We start from the raw sequence: 21,230 nt of genomic DNA, 5'->3' as shown, positions 1-21,230 counted from the left end.
GGGTCAGCCGTCCACGCGGAAGGTCAGCGTCGTGGTGCCGAGCTGAACCATGTCACCGGGGTTGAGTGCGACGGCGGAGACCCGCTGCCCGTTGACCATGGTGCCGTTGGTCGACCCCAGATCGGTCAGCACGACCTGCCCCCCGTCGAAGTCCAGCCGGGCGTGTCGCCGGGAGATGCCGACGTCGGGCAGGCGCAGATTGGCCTGGTCGCCGCGACCGATCACCGTCGACCCCATCTGAAGGGGGTAGGTGCGTCCGTCACCGGAGACCAGCCGCACGTTGCGACCGCCACCGTGCCCTGGCGGCGGGCCGTAGCCACCACCCTGGTCGTACGCGGGGTAGGCGGGCGGGCCGGCGTCGTAGCCGGGTGCCGACACGGGGGCGACCTCGCCACCGGTGTAGACCTCGGCCGTGACACGGAACATGCCCGTGTCCAGGCCCTCGCCTCGCTCGATCTCGACGATCACGTCGCCATAGACCGTCCACGCCTGCTCGCCGATGAACTCCGCCTGCGACTGGGCCAATTCCTGGGCCAGCGCGGCGGCGTACGGCGCCAGCCGACTGTGGTCGAACGGCGAGAGATCGATCACGTAGCGGTTGGGCACCAACGTGCGCCCACCGGCCAGGATCGCCTTGTGCGCCTCGGCCTCCCGCTGCATGGCGTTGAGGATCTCCACGGGGTGGACCACCCCTTTGAAGACCTTGGCGAAGGCCCCTTCGACCAGGCCTTCCAGACGCTTCTCGAAGCGTTGCAGCACGCTCACCGGCTCCTCCTCGGGTCCCGAGGACATGATGGTATCCGGCCGGCGCGCGCGCAGCTCACACGCCGCTCGGCCGCCTGCTCCCGACCCGTTCGGAAGGGCCGGGACTGACGTGCTAATCTTTCGTCCGCCACGAACGGTAATCGTTCGAGGCGAGCGCCGGGGACAGCGTAGTATTCCCGGGGCCGCTGGAGACAGCGGGCCGGGGCGGCTACAGTGTTCCGGGTCGTGCCACGGGGATGTGGCGGAATGGCAGACGCGCACGGTTCAGGTCCGTGTGCCCGAAAGGGCGTGGGGGTTCAACTCCCCCCATCCCCACCACCGACGAGGGCTCCGCACAACGCGGGGCCCTTCCGTCATATCGGGGCGTGCCGGGCGTCACGCTATGCTGCGATGGATTCTGCCTCCGATGGACCGGGAGTGGCGTGTGAGTGTCGCGTTGGTGACAGGGTCGGGTGGCCTGATCGGCTCCGAGGCGGTCCGGCACTTCGCCGGCCTCGGTCTGGACGTCGTCGGCATCGACAACGACATGCGCCGGTATTTTTTCGGCGAGGACGGCTCCACATCCTGGAGCCTTGAGCGACTCGGGCGCGACCTGGGCAACGCGTACACCCATTTCGCGGTGGACATCCGGGACCGGGACGGTCTGGAGCAGGTGTTCAAGAAGTACGGCTCGGACATCGCCGTGGTGATCCACAGCGCTGCCCAGCCGAGCCACGACTGGGCAGCCAAGGAGCCGTACACGGACTTCGACGTGAACGCCGGCGGCACGCTCAACATCCTGGAGAACACCCGCAGGCACGCGATCGACGCGCCCTTCATCCACTGCTCGACCAACAAGGTCTACGGCGACCGGCCCAACAGCCTGCCGCTGATCGAGCTGGAGACACGGTACGAGCTGCCCGAGGACCACCGGTGGTACGAGGGCATCACCGAAGAGATGTCGATCGACCACTCGCTGCACTCGGTCTTCGGCGCCTCCAAGGTCGCGGCGGACGTGATGGTCCAGGAGTACGGGCGCTACTTCGACATGAAGACCGCCTGCTTCCGGGGCGGCACACTGACCGGTCCGGCGCACTCGGCGGCCGAGCTGCACGGGTTCCTGGCCTACCTGATGCGCTGTGTGATGGAAGGCCGGACATACAACCTGTTCGGCTACAAGGGCAAGATGGTCCGCGACGCGATCCACTCGCGCGACGTGCTGACCGCGTTCGAGGCGTTCTTCCGGGCTCCGCGTTCCGCGGAGGTCTACAACCTCGGTGGCGGCCGGCACTCCAACACCTCCCACATCGAGGCGTTCCGGATCGCCGAGGAGATCACCGGCCGCGAGGCGCGGATCAACTACGTCGAGCAGAACCGCACCGGCGACCACCAGTGGTACGTGAGCAGCATGGCCCGGTTCGAGGCGCAGTACCCGGACTGGAAGATCACTTACGACGTGCCCATGATCTTGCAAGAGATCTACGAGGCCAACGTGGACAAATGGGTGCCCACCGCATGACCACGCGGACCAAGCGCAATGTGCTCGGCGTCCTGGTCGACGCCACCGACTACGCGACCGCGACCGATGCGGTGGTGACCGCGGCGCACGAGCGGCGCCCGCTCGCGCTGACCGCGTTGGCCGTGCACGGCGTGATGACCGGAGTGCTGGACCCGGCGCACAACGCGCGGCTCAACTCCTTCGACGTGGTCACGCCGGACGGGCAGCCGGTGCGCTGGGCGCTCAACCTGCTGCACCACGCCGGGCTCACCGACCGGGTCTACGGGCCGACGCTGACCCTGCACGTGCTGTCGCGCTTCGCCGACGAGGGGCTGCCGGTCTACCTGTACGGCTCGACCGAGGAGACCCTCGCCAGGTTGATCCCGGCACTGGAGCGGATGTTCCCGGCGCTGAAGATCGCCGGAGTGGAGCCGTCCAAGTTTCGTGCCGTCCAGCCGGGTGAGGACGCCGAGATCGCCGACCGGATCCGGTCCAGCGGTGCCCGGCTGGTCCTGGTCGGGCTCGGCTGCCCGCGCCAGGAGGTCTTCGCGTACGCCATGCGGCCGCTGCTCGACATGCCGCTGATGGCGGTCGGCGCGGCCTTCGACTACCACGCAGGGCTGCTGCGCAAGCCCCCGCCGTGGATGCAGCGCGCCGGTCTGGAGTGGTTCTGGCGTCTTGGCCTGGAGCCGAAGCGGCTCTGGCGCCGCTACGTCATCCTCAACCCGGCCTACCTGACCCGGCTCGCCGCCCAGAAGGTCGGCCTGTGGAAGGCCCGCCCGCCGGCCCCGGCCACCGAACGGCCGGCCACCTTCTCGGTCTGATCCCGATTTGTACGACGCGAGGCCCCACCCGGCGTTCCGGGTGGGGCCTCGTTCGTGGGAGACCGGTCAGACAGTCAGGGTCCAGGTGTTGATGTAGCCGGTGTCGCCGGAGTAGACGTCCCGCGCCTGCAGACGCCAGGTGCCGTTCGCCGCCTCACTGGAGACGTTGGCGGTGTAGGTCGTGTTCACGTTGTCCGCGCCGTCGAAGTAGCTGCTGTTCTTCAGCCGGTACGCCGAGCCGTCCGGAGCGATCAGGTCGATCACCAGGTCACCGCGGTAGGTGTGCACGATGTTCACCGCGATCGTCGAGCTCGACGAGGCGTTGCGGTTGCAGCCGGCGATCGTGATCGGGCTGCTCACCGTGGCACCGGTGTCCGGGATCGCGACGTCGGTACCGTTGCTGCCGGAGCACCCGCCGCCGCCCGAACCGGTCACGGTCAACGTATAGGTGGCCGTTCGGGTGCCCGCCGCGCCGCTGCCGGTGATCGTGACCGGGTAGCTGCCGGCGGGCGTGCTCGCCGAGGTGGCGATGGTGAGGGTCGACGAGCCGCCCGACGTCACCGTCGACGGGCTGAACGACGCGGTCGCGCCGCTCGGCAGGCCGCTGGCGGAAAGGCTGACCGACTGGGCGGAGCCGGCGGTCGTGGCCGTGCCGACGGTGGCCGTCACCGAGCCACCAGGAGCGGTGGAGCCGGAGGTCGGCGACACTGACACCGAGAAGTCGTTGGCCGGCGGAGTGCCGTTCACGACGTAGAGCAGCTGGTTTGGGGTGCCGGTGCCGACGTTGGTCACCACGTTCGGGGTGGAGTTGTTGACCAGATAGTCCCGCACCTGCTGCGGGCTCCAGGACGGGTTCCCGGACAGCGCCAGCGCCGCCGCGCCGGCGACGTGCGGCGATGCCATCGAGGTGCCGCTGATGGTGTTCGTCGCGCTGCTGCTGGTGTACCAGGCCGAGGTGATGTTGACGCCCGGAGCCAGGATGTCGACGCAGGTGCCGAAGTTGGAGAAGCTCGCCGCGGCGTCGTTGTTCTGCGTCGCACCCACGGTGATCGCGGAGGCGACTCGCGCCGGGGAGTAGTTGCAGGCGTTCTGCCGGACGCCGAGGGTGTTGCCGTTGCCGGCGGCGACCGCGTACGTGATGCCGGAGTTGATCGAGTTGCTGACGGCCGTGTCGATCGAGCTGTTGGCGCCACCACCGAGGCTCATGTTCGCCACCGCCGGCTTGACCGCGTTCGCGGTCACCCAGTCGATGCCGGCCACCACCTGGGCGTTGGTGCCGCTGCCCTGGCAGTTGAGCACCCGGACGCCGACGATCTGGACGCCCTTGGCCACACCGTACGCCGAGCCGCCGACCGTGCCCGCCACGTGTGTGCCGTGGCCGTTGCAGTCGTCGGCGGAGCCGCCGTCCACCGCGTCGTAGCCCGAGACGGCCCGGCCGCCGAAGTCGTTGTGCCCGTACAGCACGCCGGTGTCGATGACGTAGGCGCGGACGTTGGACGCCGTGTTCGGGTAGGTGTACGAGCTGTTCAGGGGCAGGTTCCGCTGGTCGATCCGGTCCAGGCCCCAGGAGGGCGGGTTGGTCTGCGTCCCGAAGATGGACACGGTGTGGTTCTGCTCGACGTACGCCACCGCCGGGTCCGCGGCGATCCGCGCGGCCGCGCTGGCGCTCACCGTGACCTCGAAACCGCGCAACGCCGCGCTGTACGTGCGGGCCACCTTGCCGCCGTGACGTCCGGAGAGCCGCCTCGCGGTGTCGCCGACCCGGTCCCGGGCCACCGCGCTGTCCTTGAGAACGACGATGTAGCTGTCCGGCACCGCAGTGGCTCCGCCGGCCGCCCTGACCGCACCGGCGGGTTCGGCGGCCAGGGCCGGGGTACCGACGGCCAGCACGGTCGCCATGGCCACCCCGACCAGTACGGACCTTCGTGGAAGACCCATCTCCTACCTCCCTCTGACCGGCGGCGGAACGTGTCCACCGGCCCCAACATCAATCGACTATTGCCGATCTAGCTGAGGGTAAATCAGCACCCCGAGAGTTGGACATGTCGAAACGTCCATAATCTCGGGGGGATGGCCCCCTACGGGCCTGGCGTCCGGGGTGAACGGGGGACCGGCCCCGATTCGCCTCGCCACGATTCGGGAAAGACTCTCGAACATGGAGAGTCAGCTCACCATCCTGCTTCCGATTGCCGCCGTCTGGCTGGCCGCTGGCGTCGTTGCCGACGGGCTTCCCCGGCTGCACAACACTCGCATGCTGCGTCGGCGTACCGGATGGTTGCTGGTGCTGGCTCTCACCGGCGTGGCGCTCACCGCGGCCGTGCTCGGCGGCGGCCTGCTCAGTGCCGGCACCACGCCGGTCGACCGTGCCGCCGCCGGGCTCACCCTGGCCGCCGGCCCGGCGCTCGTGGCGACGGTCTGCTCCCTACGGCGGATCCGCCGGTTGCGGGCCGGGGCGGGCGCGTTCGCCAGTGCTCCCGCCACGCCTGCGCCGCACGGGCTGCGCGCCGCCGCGGCCCACCCGCTCGTCGGCTTGCCACTGCAGGTGACCGCCCTGGCAACGGTGCCGGCGTTGATCGCGGCGGCCGGCACCGACCTCGGAGCCGATCCCAGTGTCACCGGGCCAGCGATCACCATCGGCGCGCTCATGGTGCTGGCCATCGGTGTCCGACACGCGCTGCGGCACAGCCGGTTCGCCGAGCGGGCCCAGCCCGCCGCCCCGCCCTCAGCGCGGACGGCCGGCCCCCTGCACGTATAGCAACTCAAGGATCGCCCTGGTCGCCTCGAACCAGCGGTCCAGCCAGCCCGGCGGCGGCACGCTGCCCCTCGGCGGCAACTCCAACAGCAGGCCGCGCAGCAACGGATGGTCGGCCAGTGACCCGTTGGACTCCATCGGCCAACCGGTCGGCGGAAACGACGGCTCGACCAGCGGGTTCGGATCCAGCGAAGGCAGCGAGAGCGGAAGGTCCGCCGACTCCGAGGCCGACGCGTCCCGCCCGCTCATCTCCTGGTCGGTCGAAACCACCTCGGTCAGCACGGTGTCCCGACGCGCTCCGCGGTACTTGCCACCGAACCGCTCCGGTTTGCCCGGACCGTTGGTGAGATTGTCTGACCCGATCGTCGTCATCCGTCTCGCCTACCTCGCTCGGTTGCCGATCGGCGCGGCGGGTCGTCGACCTGCACCGTACCGACCAGTTCAACGAGACGGGCCCGCTGTAGCGACGGGAATCCCGGCGGAACCTCGCCCACCGCCGTCGGGACACGGGCACCCGCCCGGCTCTCCCGGGACATGCCAAGGTCCCCGTCCGGTTCGACCCGGACGGGGACCTCAGTTGACCACTCGGTCAGACCGCGCCGAACGCACCGCCTCGGGTGCCGCCGACGAATGCGTGCCAGTCACCCGGCGCGAAGACCAGGGCTGGGCCCGCCTTGTCCTTCGAGTCCCGCACTCCGACCGCCCCCGTCACGTACGCCACCTCGACACAGTTGTCACAGTTCGGCCCGCTCTTCGAGCTCTTGAACCATGCTGCCTGCGTCAGGTCCACGGGGAACCTTTTGGTCGCCATTTCCACAACGGCTCCTCTGCCAGTTTTGCGATGTGTGCGACGGACTCCTCTGGACGTATGGCCGCAGCGCGGATGTGATCAAAGATGAAGCTGTACTTCTGCAGTTCGTCGCTCTTCTCGAGGAAAAGCCCACCCGTGGCGTTCTCCGCGTACACAACATCCGGATCACCGGGTTCGGGGAAGCTGAGGATCGTGAAGGTGCCGTCCATGCCGGCATGCGCTCCCACCTCGAAGGGCAGGATCTGCAGCGTCACGTTCGGCAACTCGGCCACCTCGACCAACCGCTTGAGTTGGCCACGCATCACCTCGTCCCCGCCTACCGGCCGACGCACCACCGCCTCATCGAGTACCACCCACAGATCGACCGGATCGTCCTGGGTCAACAACGACTGACGGCCCAGACGGACACGCACCCTTTGGTGGACCTGATCGGCGGTGAAGTCCGGACGAGCGGCGCGGATCATCGCCCCGGCGTACTCCTCGGTCTCCAAAAGACCCGGCACGACCTGCTGTTCGTACGCCCGAATCGAACTCGCAGCCGCCTCCAGCCCGACGTACGCGCCGACGAGCACCGTGCTGTACGGATGCCACCAGCCCTTCTGTCGGGCCTCCCGGGCGATCTGCACGAGCTCGTCGCTCTCGGCACCGACCACGCCGTAGATCCGCAGCATGTCGCGCACGTCGCGAGGGGTGGCCGTGGTGTGCCCGGTCTCGATCCGGGAGACCTTCGACGCCGAGCACTCCAGCTGCTCGGCGACGACTTCGATGGTGATCCCGGCGGACTCCCGTTGGCGGCGCAGCTCGGCTCCGAGCCGCCGCCGTCTGATGGTGGGACTGCGGCGCTCACTCATCGCGCAACCCGTGAGTCACTGGTCCCCGCCGCTGGCTGCTCGACCCCACTCGGGCTACCTCCGGTCGACGCGCCACTGGGTGACACCCGCCGGGGGCGCGACCGTCGACCGGCGAGCGTTCGCGACGGAGGGGATGGTGCCGGTCCTCGGCCGGCCGCGACGGGCGAAACCGGCTCTCAGTGTGCCGTCCGCACGCGGAAGGCTTCAATAGGCCTTTCGCGCGACACGTTCGCGTATCGGCAAAAGTCGACGTGCAACTTGCATGAAGCACGTCCCTGATGCACTCTGTCCGTATGGCACGGATCACTCAGCGTCTCCGTCTGCTCCCTCGGAGTGGTGACCCCACCGAGCCGGGGAAGCCGGACAGGGCGCGGGCCCGGCCGACGACACAGAGACCTGCTCCGGGTTAAAGACCCCGCCGCTGCAAGCCGGCAAGCTGCGGCGGCGGGCGCGGTTCCCGGAAGCAGCCGGGTGGTGGTCGGGTGGCGGCACGCCACCAGCGGAGTACGGCCCGACCACCACCATCCGCACCACCGGTTCACGAGGCACGACCCCGTCACCGGCCGAGACGTTCCCCCGTTCAGGCACCGCCGGCGTAGCTGCCGGCCGACCCTCCCCAGGAGCCCATGTGCTTCCCCGCACCGGTGACGTACTGCACGTGACTCGCGCGGCGAGTGTCCAGTTCCTCAGGCCCATCAAGTTCCGGGTGATCCGGGTGCTCGACTGGCCTACCTATGACGGCTGGCTCTGGCTCGACGGCTACGAGTTGAACGCCGCGGGCGACGCGGTCAACCGACGGTCGATCTTCGTCCAGCGGGACGGGCTGCAGCAACTGCAGGCAGCCCCCGAGCCCCGCCCGCACACCGTACGGGCCCGGCGGCCGGTGACCCGGACTCCGCTCCGGGTCGGCTGACAGACCCGATCCGCCGCCGGTGGGCGTGCCGCCGCCATAGAATCGGTACGCCCACCCCGGCACCGTTCCACCCGCGCGTCCAGGACCCTGACCCTGGGATGGTCATGGTCAATCAGCCCGCCCTGCGGCGGCACCACCGCTCCCGTATCGCCTACGCATTTGGACTGCTCGCCCTCCTCGGGGCGATGGCCACACTCCTGGTCCTCGTCCACGACCCGGCGATGTCGTCCACCCGGCTGACCACTCCGGTGCCGGCACCGGAGATCACCGTGGTGGACGCCGACCCTCCGACGGACGACGATCCATCGGTGCACGATGAACCCGGCTGGATCGGCGCTGACGCCCCCAGCAGCCACGTCGGCGTTACCGACCCGACCGGGCCAGTGGCCGGCCGTGGCGCCGGTGACCAGTCCGATGGCCGTCAGGAGCTCACCGAAGCAGCTCCGGCGGGAGACAACGCGACGGACATCCGCCGCTCCCTGTTCTGGTCCGGGATCTTCGGGCTCGCTATCTCGCTGGCCGGCCTCGGCCTGGTCGGCACCCGCCGCCGGATGTGGTGACCGCCGGTGTCACGGCGTCCTCGACGACGTCGGGATCGGCGTGGTCGGGCTCACCCCGGCCGAGGGCCGGGCCTGGGAGATGATCAACAGCACCTGTTCGTCGGTCGAGACCGGCGTGCCCGTTCCGGGCTCGGTGCCCACCACCGTCCCCGGCGGCAACTCCGACGGGCGGTACACCACCCGGTAGGCAATGCCGAGCCGGCCCAGCAACCCCTCGGCGGTGGCCTGCGGCAGGCCGGCGAGTGGTGGCACCGGCACCCCGGCCGGCTCGCTGGTGGTCGCCGGGCTGCTCGGCGACTCACTGGTCGGCGCGGCCGAGCTGGGTGATGCGCTGGTCGGTGCGGCGCTGGTGGCACTGGTCGGCGGGAGTGACGGGGTGGAACCCGGGTCATCCGGGTCGTCATCCTGCCTGGAGAGCACCAACCAGAGCGCTCCCCCGACCAGGGCGGCGAGCAGCAGCGCGAGGACGCCCCAGAGGATCGGCAGCCACCAACGCCGGCCGCCCTGCTCCTCGACGTACCACTCCCCGGCGGGTTCGGCCGACCGGGGCGGTCGGACCTCGGCCCGCCCGGACCACGACGGCGAGGCCGGCGCCTCCTCGGGTAACCGCGCCGTCCGGTCCACCGGCGGGCCCGGCTGAGTGGCGGCGGAACGATCGATCGGCACGGTCTGGTCAGGCGACACGGCGGGACGAGCCGGGACAGCTCGGTCGATCGGTGCCGTTTCCTCCGGCTCGGCGGCGGGTCGGGCCGGTCGGGGTGGCTCCGGGCGATCTGCGGGTGGCAGGGGGCGGGTCCGGTCATTGTCGTGCTCGCCGGCGGGCGGCTCCTGGCGGTCGTCGCTCATCGCACGTCCTTTCCCGAACCGGACGGGCGTCATGGCCCTCGACCGTCAACCTAGCCGCCCGCACCGCCATCGGCGGGGATCAGCGTGCCGAGCCGCGCCGGACGCCGGCGTGGCGCTCCGATCTCCGATTGGGCGGCGCGGGGTCGTCGCGAGGATCGGCTCGCGGGCCTGAGATCAGGAAGTGGGTTTCGCGGTCGGCTGGTCCGGCGGGCCAGATCCACACCAGATGCTGACCTCGTCGTTCCAACGGGCAGGGCCGTCCTCGGCCGGCTCCTGCTTGGCGACCTTTCCGTTGCGGCCGCTGATGTAACGCGGGTACAGACCCTCGTCGATCAAATCGTCGACGGCCTTGGCGCAGTCCTTACCGACCACGTCCGGCACCTCGGCGGACGGCGCTGGCCCAGCCACCTGCAGTTGCACCGTCGTACCCCGGGCGACCTCGGCACCCACCTCCGGCGAGGCGCTCTCGACCGTACGACCCGCGCCGCTGCCGAAGACCAGCCGCCAACCCAGCCGCTGCTTGCGCAGCATTTCCCGGGCCTGCAAGAAGTCGGAGCCGACCACCGGCGGCACGGTCAGGCCGGTCCCCTTGGTCGCCGTGGCGGAGGTCCGGACGGCCGATGGCGTGGTCCGGCCGGTGCTCGGCCGGGACGCGGTGGCCCGGCCGGTCGGCGGACCGCTCGTGGTCGAGACCGCCAGCGGATCCCCCGAGGGGTTGTCGCCGTCGCCAGCCAGCAGCCAGCCGCCGGTCGCACCGATCGCGGCGAGCAGCACAGCGGCCAACCCACCACCCAGCAGTACGCTGGCCCGTCCTGGACTGCCGCCGTCGCGCCCACCGGCGGCATCCTGCTGGCCCGTGTTCGTGTCCGTCATTCCGCCCACCGCCTCATCACCGGCGACCGTACCGCCCGTCGCCCAATCCGCTGCGCCGGCGGTTCATACCGGCGGGTCGTTGCGACTCGCCGCGCCGACGACGGGACGTTACGCTGCCCGGCATGGCCAGACAGGGCTGGGGAGTGTCGATCGCGACCGCGATCGGGGTCGCTGCCGGCGCGGGCGCCGCGCAACTGGGCTTCGGCTACGGGCTGGGCGTCATCACGTGGACGCCCACCGATGCCGGGGCCACCGATACCGCCTGGGCCGACGGCCTCGCCTGGGCCACCTGGCTCGCCGCCAGTTCGACGGTCCTCGGGGCGGTCTGCGCGCAGCGGCTACACCAACGCAGCGCACCAGCGCCGGCCGAGCCGCAGGCCGCCGAGGTTCCTGACTCCGCGACCTCGCCGGAGCAGCCGACTCAAGGCGGGCACGCCAACGCCACCGCCACCGCCACCGAGGCGACGGTCAGGCGCTCAGCACCGGAGGCCGAGGCCGCGACCCATGACCGTGGTGGCCTGCTGCGACGGGTGGCCCTTGCGCTCAGCGCCGGGATCGGCGGGCTGGTCACCGTGCTGCTGATCGCCGTACCCGCGCGGGTCGCCACCGGCGCCGACACCGGAGCACCACAACGGACGGCCGCGGTGCAGGCGACGCTGGGCATCCTGATTGGCGTACTCGTCGCGATCTGGGCACTTCGCTCCCGGGTCGCGGCGATCAACGTGACCGCGACCGCCGCCTGGCTCTGGCTGCTCGCGGTGGTCTCGGTCATCGACGGGGTACGCGTCGGACGAGGGCTGACCGGCGCTCAACTCGGCACCTGGCAGCTCGACCCGGACCACCCGCGGTACTGGATATCCGACCAGCTCTACTGGCCCGGCGCGCTGTTGGCACTCGTGCCCGCGCTGCTGATCGGCGTGCTGGCCGCACGGCGAGCCGCACGGTCGGCCGGGCACCGCGTCGGCGCGGCGGCCTCCGGCGCTGCCGGTCCGGTGCTCGTCGCGCTCGCCTACCTCACCACTCTGCCGCACTGGTCGACGCTGGGTCCCGCGCAGTTGTCCACCCAGCTGATCGCCCCGTACGCGGTGATCGCCGGCATCGGTGGCTCGGTGCTGGCCGCCGTCCTGGCCGAGCGGGCCGACCGGAGTGCGGCTGCCTCGGCCACGAAGACCGACCCGGCCCCGGCCGATCGAGCCGACCCGGCCCCGGCCACCGGCGGCGGGTCGACCTCGACCGGTCGGGCCACCCCGGCTCCGATTACCGAGGCCGACTCCGGGTTGTCGGCTTCCGGCTCGCCGCTCGGCACCGCGGCTCGACGCGGCAGGGCCGATGCCACACCACGGACCACCAGGGCGGGTTCCCTACCGGGCGAGGCCACCGCCGCACCGCGGGTGCCCGCGCCGCGTACCGAACCGAACCTCTCCGGTCCAGCCCATCCTGCCGAATCCGGAGCAGCGGAGGATCCGACGGCCAGCGGTCGACGCACCCGCGCAACCCGCCGATCCACCCGCCCCACCACCGACTAAACCCCCACCCCCACCCCCACCCACCTCGTTGATCATGAAGTTATTGCCATCCCGCCCGGCGTGTCGTGGCAATAACTTCATGGTCAACGGGGGTCAGGCAGGGGAGGGGAGGCGGGGGGTGGGGTGGGTTAGTTGACTGGCCAGGTGTGGACGGGTTCGTTGGCGCGCTGTAGTTCGGCGTAGCGCTGGACCATGTGGTGCAGGGCTGCCGCTCGGTCCATGCCGTGGTGTCGCTCCGCTGCCCAGACCGCCTCGGTCTGCCAGACGGCACCGTTGCGGCCGGTTCGGCAGCGCTGCTCGATGATGCCGAGCAGCCGGTCCCGTTGTGCTGGGGCCACACCGAACCCGTCCAGTCCGGCCGCGGCGGTGGGCAGCAACTGCTCCAGCACCAGCCGGGTGACCGGCACATCGCCGAGCCCGGGCCAGTGCAGCGCGGCGTCGAGACCACGTCGGGCAGCGGCGTGGAAGTTCTCCTCGGCGGAGCTGAAGGTGAGTTGGCTCCAGATCGGACGGTCCGCCTCGGCCAGCCCTCGCGCCAGCCCAAAGTAGAAGGCCGCGTTGGCGAGCATGTCCACCACCGTCGGACCGGCCGGCAGCACCCGGTTCTCCACCCGCAGGTGCGGTCGGCCGTTCATGATGTCGTAGACCGGGCGGTTCCACCGGTAGACCGTGCCGTTGTGCAGCCTCAGCTCCCCGAGCTGTGGCACCCCGCCGGCGTGCAGCACCTCCACGGGGTCCTCGTCCTCGCAGATCGGCAGCAGCGGCGGAAAGTACCGGACGTTCTCCTCGAACAAATCGAAGATCGAGGTGATCCACCGCTCGCCGAACCACACCCGGGGTCGTACGCCCTGGGCCTTGAGCTCGTCCGGTCGAGTGTCGGTGGCCTGCTGGAACAGGGCGATCCGAGTTTCGGCCCACAGTTGGCGTCCGTACAGGAAGGGGCTGTTCGCCCCGATCGCCACCTGCACGCCGGCGATGGCCTGGGACGCGTTCCAGTAGTCGGCGAAGCTGTCCGGTGCCACCTGGAGGTGGAACTGGAGGCTGGTGCAGGCGGCCTCGGGGGCGATCGAGTCGGTGTGCGTCTGCAACTGCTCGACGCCGCGGATGTCCAGCTCGATGTCCTCGCCGCGGGCGCCAACGATCTGGTCGTTGAGCACCCGGTAACGCTCGTTGGTGGAGAGGTTGTCCTCGACCAGGTGCCCCTCGGTGAGGGTGGGCAGGATCCCGACCAGGACGATCTTCGCGTCGGACTTGGCCGCGCGCTCGTCGGCCCGGGAGAGGCTGCCGCGCAGGTCGTGCTCGTAGTCGGCGAAGCCGGTGCCTTCGATCAGTCGGGGCTCGGCGTTGAGTTCCAGGTTGAACTGCCCCAGCTCGGTCTGGAACAGCGGGTCGGCGATGTCGGCGAGGATCTCCTCGTTGCGCATCGCCGGCTCGGCGGCCGAGTCGACCAGGTTGAGCTCGATCTCCAGACCGGTCATCGGCCGGTCGGCGTCGAAACCGAAGTCATCCAGCATCAGGGCGAAGACGTCGAGGCACCGCCGCACCTTCTGCCGGTAGCGGACGCGATCATCGCGGGTGAAGGCGCCCTGCGAGACGTCCCTGCCCATGTGTCCTCCCGACAGCCGGCGCGGTCGGGATTCTGCCGTCCCGGAAAGCGCATTGTGAACCCTCCACGTTAAGAGCGCCCACCTGACCGGGGCCAGAGGCCGACAGCGGTGATCCGACATCGACCGGAGCGGACGCTCTTGTGGCGCCATCTGTACCCCGTCGTCGACCGACCGGACCCGATGACGGTGCGAACAACTCGTGACAATTACCACGACATAGCGTCGGGTACGGAGACGACGCAGGGCCCGCGCCAACGTGCGGCGCGGGCCCTGCGTACTGATGATCGGGGTGGATCAGGCCTGGCGGACGGCCTCGCCCTCGATCTCGATCTTGATCTTGCGGCTGACCAGCACGCCCCCGGTCTCCAGGGCGACGTTCCAGGTCAGGCCGAACTCCTCACGGTCGATCTCGGTGCTCGCGGAGAAACCGAAGATGTCCTGGCCGAACGGGCTGCGGCCGACACCCTCGAACTCCACCTCCAGCTCGACCGGCCGGGTGACGTCCTTGATGCTCAGCTCGCCGGTGAGCACGAACTCGCTGCCACGACGGGACTTGACCCCGGTGCTGCGGAACTCGAGCGTCGGGAACTTCTCGGAGTCCAGGAACTCGGGGCTGCGCAGGTGCGCGTCCCGGTCGGTCTGGGTGGTGTCGATACTGGCGGCCTGGATGGTCGCGACGACCGACGACTGCAGCGGGTCCTCGGCAACGGTGATGGTGGCGTTCGCCTCCTTGAACTCACCGCGAACCTTGCTGACCATCATGTGCCGGGCAACGAAGCCAACACGCTTGTGCGCCACGTCGAGCGCGTAGGTGCCGGCCGCCGGGATGGTGAGGCCGTCCCAGTCGCGGGTAACCGCGTCGGTGCTGCTGGTCATGCTGCTGTCCTCCAGGAGAATGTTTAGTAGCCCAACGACTGCTGAAGCAAATACAACCGCAACAACATTCCCCGTGTCAAGTACTGGTAGAATGAACGGGTGACCAACGTGTTCGACGATCCCCGGATCACCGCCGTCGGCCTGCTCTTCGAGGCACACGCCGGGCTGTCAGCCCGGTTCAACGCCCAACTCGAGGAGCACGGCCTCTCCGCGGTCGAGTTCGAGGTCATCACCCGACTGGCCCGCTCGCCGGGCAACCAACTACGCATGACCGACCTCGCGGCGCAGACCTCGCTGTCGACCAGTGGCGTGACGCGCGTGGTGGACCGGATGGAACGGGACGGGCTGCTCACCCGCCGGGCATGCCCGAACGACCGGCGCAGCTCGTACGCGGTGGTCACCGCCGCCGGGATGCACCGACTGAACGAGACGCTACCCGGACATCTGCAGATGATCGAGCAATGGTTCACTGGCCAACTCGACCCGAAGGCACTGGCGGCTCTTCTGGACGGGCTGCGTCGAGTCCGTGACGCCGCGCATCCGTGCGCCACCGCCGGCAGCGACGACGTCAGCCCTGAGCAGCAGACCGCCACCACCGACAGCGCCAGACACCGCTGAGCACCGTGCGTGGCAGCACCGGCAGAAAGACCGGCAGAACTTGCCCGGCCAAGCCGGAGAATTCGGTCTAACCCGACTTCCTGCCGCCGTAGCGGTGGCAGGCTCCCTTCACCGGGGATCACCGGGGGGTGACGGCGCGGGCGGACAGCGAGGGGTAGCACCAAGGGGGCTCTTCGCCCGCGCCACTCTCCCCGACTCCACCTCCCCCAGGCCGCTCACGACCCGCAGTCGGTGCGGCTAACGTGCGTCCGGCCCGCCTCGAGCGGCGGTCAGCGCGTAGAGCAGCCCCGACTCCTGCGGCAGTAGCCGAATCCCGTTCTCCCGACAGACCCGCTCCAGCCGGTCGAGGACCGCCGGGTCCGCGGTGCTCGCGGCCAGTCCCACCAGCGCCTCCACCGCGTCCCTGCGATCCAGACCCGCGTCGTCGGCGGCGGCGGCGAACCACTCGGCGGCCAGCTCCCGATCACCCTGGTGCAGCGCCAGATTCCCCTCGATCAAGGCACAGAGCCCTGCCTCCGCCCCACCGGAGGACAGCGCGGCGTCCTCCGAGCGCGGTCGCGGTGCCACGGTCGGCCGAGCCGGTGCCCGCACCGATACGGCTCTGGCGGCCCCCGCGCGCAGCTCAGTGAGCACCTCGGTCGCCTCGGCGCCGCGCCCGTCCTGAGCGAGCGCCAATCCGAGTTTCCCGAGCACCCGCCGGCGGAGCCCCGGATCACCCAGCTCGGACAATGCCGCAGCCACCCGTCGGCCCTGGTCGACAGCGTCCGCGTACCAGCCCTCCAGGCGGGCGACCTCGGCTCGATTGGTCCAGGCCAGCACTCGAAGTCGCTGCTCCCCGCTCTCGGCGGCGAGCCGGTCCGCCGCAGCGAGCCGTCGACGGGCTGCGGCCAGGTCGCCAATCCGGATCTCGTGCCAGGCGAGGCTGTTCTGGGCGACCGCCAGGTCCCTGGTTCGGCCATTGCGGGCGGCCATCCGCAGAGCCGTCTCGGCCTGCTCGCGAGCCTCGTCGTGCTGGCCGACCGAGAGCAACAGGTTGCCGAGCACGTTTCGTGCCTCCAACTCTCCGGTGACGTCGCCGGCTTGCCGGAAGACGTCCAACGCGGCACGCGCCGTCGGCAACTCCTCGGCGTCCGCACCGTGCTCGGCCGCGAGCCGCGCAACCCCGAGAGCGGCCCAGCCGCGCAGGACCGGATCGGCGTCGGCGGTCCGCGGGTCCGCCAACAGCCGTCGCAGCCACTGCCGCCCGGCGACGTCGCGCCCACGGAACCGCCACCAACGCGTCAGGCAGGCTGCCAGCCGCAGCGCGATCAGCGGGTCGTCCGTGGCCGCGTGCACCAGCGACGAGTTGATGTCGCTGCTCATCTCGTCCAGCCGGTGCACCGCGTCGGACGACCGGGGGCCGACCAGGTCGGTCGCGGTCCGTGCCACCAGGCGCGCGATCACCTCCGCGTGCCGACGTCGGATGCGGGTCAACTCACCTTCGCCGGTTGCCTGCTCGACGGCATAGTCACGGACGGCGTCGAGCAGCCGGAACCGGAACGAGCCGGTGCCACGTACGCTCAGCAGCCCGAGTTCGACGAAACGGTCCAACAGCGGAACGGGATCGGTCACCACCGCGCCGTCCCGGTCCGCCTCGTCGGCGAGCATCTCCTCGGCCAACTCCACCGACCAGCGATTGCCGAACACGGCGAGCTGGCGCAGCGCCGCCCGCTCGTCCGGTGCCAGCAATCGGTAGCTGGTCGCCACCGCGTCCCGCAGGGTGACCGTGACCGCTGCCGGCACCGAGGTGTCGGGGTCGCTCGATCGACGGGTCAGCGCATCCGGTGCGTCCCAACCGGGGTGGACCGCTGGATCGGCGGAGGTGGCGAGGTCGAGCACCCGGTCGCCGTACCGGTCGAGCAGTTGGGTGAGGTCGAGGAGTCGGCCCCGGGCGGCCATCAGCTCGATGGCCAGCGGCAGCCCTCCCAGCCGGCGAACCAGCGCGGCAAGCGCTGGCAGCTCGTCGGGGGTGGGCGGCTCCCGGCGGACCTGAGCGAGCCGAGAGGTAAACAACGCGACCGCCGGCCATGATTCGAGCGTGGCCGCTCCGGAGTTTTCGGCACCCGGGGGAGGCACATCCAGCGGTGCGACCGGCCAGACCCTCTCACCGGGTGTCCCGACCGGATGCCGCCCGGTGACCAGCACCCGCAGCGAGGGCAGCGCACCGGTCAGCCGGTGCAGCGTCGCGGCCACCGGGCCCGGGGCGCGCTCCACGGCGTCGATCACGAGCAGCGCCGGTCGCCCGGCGAGCCGGGCCACCAGGTCCGGCAGCCGCGCCGCGCCGAGCACGGCCATCGCGCTGGCCAGCACGTCCGGCCCGTCCGAGCTCTCGTCGACCAGCATCCCGGCCACGCCGGCCGGATGGGCGAAGGACACCGCGTGCGCCACCGCCATCGCCAGGGCGGTCTTGCCGACCCCGGCCAGGCCGACCAGGCTCACCAGTCGAGGTCCGGGCTCCGCGGTCAGCATTCCGGCCAACTCGGCGACGTCGCCATCCCGGCCAACCAGCGTGACCGGCGGCGGGAGGGCGACCGGCGGGTCGGCGGGTGCGGCCTCCGACGCGGTTGCGCCGCTGACCGAAAGCGCGGACGAGGTGGCGTCCGGCCAGGATGACTCAGCACCGGCGGAACCCCGGGCCGCGGCCAGGAACGCCGCCCGGCTGGCGCCGGTCAGCGCCAACGCCGCGGCCAGCAACTCGACAGTGGTGCGTTGCGGCCGGACCGACCGACCACGCTCCAGGTCACGCACCGTCCGCACACCCACCCCGGCCCGGGATGCCAACTCGGCCTGGGTCAGGCCCGCGGTGCGTCGATGCCCGCGGAGCAGCTCCGGCAGGGCGGTACGACCAGCCGGGCTCCGCGACCGATCATGATCCGGAGTCATGGGCACGAAGAGTACGGATCGACGACGACAGCCGGCAGCCGAACGTCGGGCTACCGACGCCCCCTCGCCGAAACCCGACAGCCGTACGGGCAGCCCTGCCGGGGCCGGTTAGTCAGCCCGCCCGGCGGATCCCTTCAGAGACCCAGATCACGAGCGATGATCATGCGCTGCACCTCGCTGGTGCCCTCGCCGATCTCCAGGATCTTGGAGTCTCGCCAGAACCGGGCCACCGGGTACTCGTTCATGAAGCCGTAGCCGCCGTGGATCTGGGTGGCCTCCCGGGCGTTGTCCACCGCGATCGTGCTGGCGTGCAGTTTGGCGATGGCGGCCTGCCGCTTGAACGGCTCGCCGGCCAGCATGCGGGCAGCAGCGTCGTAGTAGGCCAACCGGGCGGTGTGTGCCTTCAGCTCCATGTCCGCGATTTTGAACTGGATGGCCTGGTTGGCACCGATCGGCCGGCCGAAGGCGTGCCGCTCCTTCGCGTATTTGATCGACTCGTCGACGCAGCCCTGGGCGAGACCGACGGCCAGCGCGGCGATGGCGATCCGACCCTCGTCGAGGATCCGCAGGAACTGGGCGAAGCCGCGGCCCCGCTCGCCGAGCAGGTTGGCGGCCGGCACCCGGCAGTCGTCGAAGGTCAGCTCGTGGGTGTCCGAGGCGGTCCAACCCACCTTGGAGTAGCCCGGCGCCACGGTGAACCCGGGCGTGCCGGTCGGCACGATGATCGTCGACAACTCCTTGGAGCCGTCCGGGTTGGTGCCGGTCACCGCGGTGACGGTCACCATGGCCGTGATGTCGGTCCCCGAGTTGGTGATGAACGCCTTCGACCCGTTGATCACCCACTCGTCGCCGTCGAGCACCGCCCGCGTCTGGGTGCCGGCGGCGTCCGAGCCGGTGCCCGGCTCGGTGAGACCGAAACCGGCCAGCGCCTCGCCGCTGAGCAGCTTGGGCAGCCACGTCGCCTTCTGCTCCGCGGTGCCGAAGCGGTAGATCGGCATCGCGCCCAGCGAGACCGCCGCCTCCAGCGTGATGGCCACGCTGGAGTCGACCCGGGCCAACTCCTCCAGCGCCAGGCAGAGCGCGAAGTAGTCACCGCCCATGCCGCCGTGCTCCTCGCCGAAGGGCAGGCCGAACAGGCCCATCTTGCCCATCTGCCGGATCACCTCGTACGGGAACGTGTGCTGCTCGTAGTGCTCGGCGATGACCGGGGCGATCACATCGCGTGCGAAGTCCCGCACACTCTCCCGCAGCGCCGCTTGTTCGTCGGTGAGCCGGAAGTCCATCTCATCCTCCTGTAAGGACAGCCCGCCAGACGCTCGTGACGCCGGGGCGGGTCGCTGTGGCGGCCTGGGTCGAGGATCAGACCGGGGTGACGCCGTGCCGACGGCGGGAGAAGTGCCGATCCTTCGTACGCGCGGCCGCGAAGCGACGGACCAACTCGGTGCGCAGGTCGTGCGGCTCGACGATGGCGTCCACCACCAGCTCGCTGGCGAGCCGGACGACGTCGATGTCCTGCTCGTACTCGGCCCGCTTGGCGGCGACGAAGGCGGCCCGCTCGTCCTCGTCCGGGATGGCGGCGATCTTGTTGGCGTAGACCGCGTTCACGGCCGCCTCGGCTCCCATCACCGCGATCTTCGCGGTGGGCAGCGCGATGGTGGCGTCCGGCTCGAACCCGGGGCCGGCCATCGCGTAGAGGCCGGCGCCGTACGCCTTGCGGACCACCACGCAGATCTTCGGCACTGTCGCCTCGGAGATCGCGGTGATCATCTTGGCGCCGTGCCGGATGATGCCCTGCTTCTCCACCGCGCTGCCGACCATGAAACCGGGCACGTCGCTGAGGAACAGCAGCGGCACGTTGAACGCGTCGCACAGCTGCACGAACCTGGTCGCCTTGTCGGCCGAGTCGACGAAGAGCACACCGCCCTTGAACATCGAGTTGTTGCCGATGACGCCGACGACCTGACCGTCGAGACGGCCGAAGCCGATGGTCAGCTCCTTGGCCCAGAGTGCCTGGATCTCGAAGAACGAACCCTCGTCGAGCAGACCCTTGACGTACCGCCGCATGTCGAACGCCTGCCGCTCGCTGGCCGGCACCAGCGCGGCCAGGTCGGCCTTCGCGGGCGCGGCGACCGCCGGGGCGGCCGGCGGCTGCTGCGTCCAGTTCGCCGGCAGGTACGACAGGTAGGTCTTCACCACGTCGAGCGCGTCGGCCTCGGTCTTGCAGAGGAAGTGCCCGACGCCCGATTCGGCGGTGTGCACCTTGGCCCCGCCCATCGCCTCCAGGGTGGTCTTCTCGCCGGTGACCATCTCGACCATCCGGTCGGAGCCGAGATACATGCTCGCGTTGCCGTCGACCAGGGCCACCACATCGCAGAACGCCGGAATGTACGCCCCACCGGCGGCGCTCGGTCCGAACAACGCGCAGACCTGCGGGATCGAACCCGAGGCCCGCACCTGGTTCCAGAAGATCTTTCCGGCGCCTCGCCGGCCGGGGAAGAGGTCGACCTGGTCGGTGATCCGAGCGCCGGCCGAGTCGACCAGGTAGACCATCGGCACACCGGCACCGTAGGCGCGCTCGATGATCCTGATGATCTTTTCGACGGTGCGAGCGCCCCAGCTGCCGGCCTTGACGGTGGAGTCGTTGGCCATCAGACAGACCTGGCGGCCGTCGATCGTGGCGGTGCCGGTGACGACCCCGTCGGCCGGCAGCCCTTCGGCCAGCGCGTTGGCGTAGAGGCCGTCCTCGACGAACGAGCCCTCGTCGACCAGGAGCGCGACCCGCTCACGGGCGAAGAGCTTTCCCTTGGCGGCGTTGGCCGCGTGGTACTTGTCCGCGCCGCCGGACCGGGCCCGCTTGCGCAGCTGCTCCAGCGCCTCACCGTCGAGCGTCACGCCGACTCCCTCGCCATACTGACCTGAACGATCGTTAGGCTATCGCATTGGCACGCCTGTCGGCGACCCATGAGCGAACCAGACGGCGAAGCCCAGAGCAAGACATTGAAAAACATG

The 21,230-nt window shown here is 70.4% G+C and carries 19 protein-coding genes and 1 tRNA gene; 8 read left to right on the top strand and 12 right to left on the bottom strand.

The genetic code is table 11. The features are described from left to right. Positions 1-3: 3 nt before the first annotated feature. Positions 4-792 (bottom strand): FHA domain-containing protein, encoded by a 789-nt coding sequence (locus HNR20_RS14610; RefSeq protein ID WP_007454122.1) that lies wholly within the window; start codon positions 790-792, stop codon positions 4-6. Between the two features lie 205 nt (positions 793-997). Here HNR20_RS14610 and HNR20_RS14605 point away from each other — a divergent pair. From HNR20_RS14605 to HNR20_RS14595, 3 genes are all read left to right on the top strand, one after another. Next, positions 998-1,083: transfer RNA gene (locus HNR20_RS14605), tRNA-Leu, on the top strand. Positions 1,084-1,147: 64 nt separating this feature from the next. Next, a complete protein-coding gene (locus tag HNR20_RS14600) occupies positions 1,148-2,263 on the top strand; it encodes an NAD-dependent epimerase/dehydratase family protein (protein WP_184180188.1) in 1,116 nt (371 codons plus the stop codon). Then, positions 2,245-3,066 carry a WecB/TagA/CpsF family glycosyltransferase gene (locus HNR20_RS14595; protein ID WP_184180185.1) on the top strand — a complete coding sequence of 274 codons (822 nt, stop codon included), beginning with the start codon at positions 2,245-2,247 and terminating at the stop codon, positions 3,064-3,066. The genes HNR20_RS14600 and HNR20_RS14595 overlap by 19 nt, the downstream gene beginning before the upstream one ends. A gap of 66 nt (positions 3,067-3,132) precedes the next feature. Here the strand turns inward: HNR20_RS14595 and HNR20_RS14590 are convergent, their stop codons facing one another. Beyond that, the gene (locus HNR20_RS14590; protein ID WP_184180181.1) at positions 3,133-5,004 is read right to left on the bottom strand and encodes a S8 family peptidase; all 1,872 of its coding nucleotides are present in this window, start codon (positions 5,002-5,004) and stop codon (positions 3,133-3,135) included. A gap of 217 nt (positions 5,005-5,221) precedes the next feature. On the opposite strand from HNR20_RS14590, the gene HNR20_RS14585 reads away from it, so the two are divergent. Further along, positions 5,222-5,821, top strand: a complete 600-nt coding sequence (locus HNR20_RS14585; RefSeq protein WP_184180178.1) for a hypothetical protein — start codon at positions 5,222-5,224, stop codon at positions 5,819-5,821. On the opposite strand, the gene HNR20_RS14580 is transcribed toward HNR20_RS14585, so the two are convergent. From HNR20_RS14580 to HNR20_RS14570, 3 genes are all read right to left on the bottom strand, one after another. Further along, complete coding sequence (locus HNR20_RS14580; protein ID WP_184180175.1) at positions 5,789-6,190, bottom strand: hypothetical protein; 402 nt, start codon at positions 6,188-6,190, stop codon at positions 5,789-5,791. The two genes, HNR20_RS14585 and HNR20_RS14580, sit on opposite strands and share 33 nt — an antisense overlap. Before the next feature lie 217 nt (positions 6,191-6,407). Next, positions 6,408-6,629: a DUF397 domain-containing protein gene (locus tag HNR20_RS14575; RefSeq protein WP_110562909.1), complete on the bottom strand. Its 222-nt coding sequence runs from the start codon at positions 6,627-6,629 to the stop codon at positions 6,408-6,410. Then, a complete protein-coding gene (locus HNR20_RS14570; RefSeq protein ID WP_110562910.1) occupies positions 6,599-7,480 on the bottom strand; it encodes a helix-turn-helix domain-containing protein in 882 nt (293 codons plus the stop codon). The genes HNR20_RS14575 and HNR20_RS14570 overlap by 31 nt, the downstream gene beginning before the upstream one ends. A gap of 628 nt (positions 7,481-8,108) precedes the next feature. Here HNR20_RS14570 and HNR20_RS14565 point away from each other — a divergent pair. Both HNR20_RS14565 and HNR20_RS14560 read left to right on the top strand, forming a co-directional pair. Continuing rightward, positions 8,109-8,393, top strand: coding sequence for a hypothetical protein (locus HNR20_RS14565; protein ID WP_110562946.1), 285 nt, complete (start codon positions 8,109-8,111; stop codon positions 8,391-8,393). 98 nt (positions 8,394-8,491) lie between these two features. Beyond that, the gene (locus tag HNR20_RS14560; RefSeq protein WP_184180172.1) at positions 8,492-8,953 is read left to right on the top strand and encodes a hypothetical protein; all 462 of its coding nucleotides are present in this window, start codon (positions 8,492-8,494) and stop codon (positions 8,951-8,953) included. A 9-nt stretch (positions 8,954-8,962) separates the two neighbouring features. Here HNR20_RS14560 and HNR20_RS14555 read toward each other — a convergent pair whose 3' ends face one another. Further along, positions 8,963-9,799: a PASTA domain-containing protein gene (locus tag HNR20_RS14555; protein ID WP_184180169.1), complete on the bottom strand. Its 837-nt coding sequence runs from the start codon at positions 9,797-9,799 to the stop codon at positions 8,963-8,965. 174 nt (positions 9,800-9,973) lie between these two features. Continuing rightward, a complete protein-coding gene (locus HNR20_RS14550) occupies positions 9,974-10,672 on the bottom strand; it encodes a PASTA domain-containing protein (RefSeq protein WP_184180166.1) in 699 nt (232 codons plus the stop codon). Positions 10,673-10,794: 122 nt separating this feature from the next. Between HNR20_RS14550 and HNR20_RS14545 the strand changes: the two genes are divergently transcribed. Next, positions 10,795-12,198 carry a hypothetical protein gene (locus tag HNR20_RS14545; protein ID WP_184180163.1) on the top strand — a complete coding sequence of 468 codons (1,404 nt, stop codon included), beginning with the start codon at positions 10,795-10,797 and terminating at the stop codon, positions 12,196-12,198. Positions 12,199-12,326: 128 nt separating this feature from the next. Here HNR20_RS14545 and HNR20_RS14540 read toward each other — a convergent pair whose 3' ends face one another. Both HNR20_RS14540 and HNR20_RS14535 read right to left on the bottom strand, forming a co-directional pair. Then, the gene (locus HNR20_RS14540; protein ID WP_184180161.1) at positions 12,327-13,805 is read right to left on the bottom strand and encodes a glutamate-cysteine ligase family protein; all 1,479 of its coding nucleotides are present in this window, start codon (positions 13,803-13,805) and stop codon (positions 12,327-12,329) included. Between the two features lie 294 nt (positions 13,806-14,099). After that, the gene (locus HNR20_RS14535; protein WP_184180158.1) at positions 14,100-14,681 is read right to left on the bottom strand and encodes a YceI family protein; all 582 of its coding nucleotides are present in this window, start codon (positions 14,679-14,681) and stop codon (positions 14,100-14,102) included. A 99-nt stretch (positions 14,682-14,780) separates the two neighbouring features. On the opposite strand from HNR20_RS14535, the gene HNR20_RS14530 reads away from it, so the two are divergent. Continuing rightward, complete coding sequence (locus tag HNR20_RS14530; protein ID WP_184180156.1) at positions 14,781-15,299, top strand: MarR family winged helix-turn-helix transcriptional regulator; 519 nt, start codon at positions 14,781-14,783, stop codon at positions 15,297-15,299. 237 nt (positions 15,300-15,536) lie between these two features. Here HNR20_RS14530 and HNR20_RS14525 read toward each other — a convergent pair whose 3' ends face one another. The 3 genes from HNR20_RS14525 to HNR20_RS14515 form a co-directional block, all read right to left on the bottom strand. Beyond that, the gene (locus tag HNR20_RS14525) at positions 15,537-18,221 is read right to left on the bottom strand and encodes an ATP-binding protein (protein ID WP_184180153.1); all 2,685 of its coding nucleotides are present in this window, start codon (positions 18,219-18,221) and stop codon (positions 15,537-15,539) included. A 134-nt stretch (positions 18,222-18,355) separates the two neighbouring features. Next, positions 18,356-19,504, bottom strand: coding sequence for an acyl-CoA dehydrogenase family protein (locus HNR20_RS14520; protein ID WP_184180150.1), 1,149 nt, complete (start codon positions 19,502-19,504; stop codon positions 18,356-18,358). A 76-nt stretch (positions 19,505-19,580) separates the two neighbouring features. Then, complete coding sequence (locus tag HNR20_RS14515) at positions 19,581-21,113, bottom strand: acyl-CoA carboxylase subunit beta (RefSeq protein WP_184180147.1); 1,533 nt, start codon at positions 21,111-21,113, stop codon at positions 19,581-19,583. Positions 21,114-21,230: the final 117 nt, after the last annotated feature.

This window comes from Micromonospora parathelypteridis (genome assembly GCF_014201145.1).
Classification (GTDB): Bacteria; Actinomycetota; Actinomycetes; order Mycobacteriales; family Micromonosporaceae; genus Micromonospora; species Micromonospora parathelypteridis.
The sequence above is the reverse complement of the archived record's forward strand: the minus strand, read 5'-3'. Positions and strand labels throughout refer to the sequence as shown.